Here is a 282-nt window from a genome sequence, read left to right on the forward strand (position 1 = left end):
CATTGGCATTGCTAAACACACCTGCATGTCCTCCTACTCCATTTTGCATGGCCGCTCCCATATCGTGTACGTAACCATGTATTTTCCCATATCTATAATAATCATCAATTTCAGTTGGTACTATTTTTTTACTACTTATTTTGTGGTAAGGATTATACAATGTGTTATTGGCTCCTAATGATTCGTAAAAATGCGATTGTACCAACTCATCTAATGTTCTGTCGTAATGTTGTTCAATAAATTTCTTTAAAATGTAATATGGAAAATCACTATAACGGTATC

General features: G+C 33.7%; 1 pseudogene. It reads right to left on the reverse strand.

The features are described 5' to 3' along the window. A pseudogene (locus LG649_RS16185) lies at nucleotides 1-282 on the reverse strand (hypothetical protein); the annotation flags it as partial.

Source organism: Neotamlana laminarinivorans, from assembly GCF_020523925.1.
In the GTDB taxonomy this organism is placed as follows: Bacteria; Bacteroidota; Bacteroidia; order Flavobacteriales; family Flavobacteriaceae; genus Neotamlana; species Neotamlana laminarinivorans.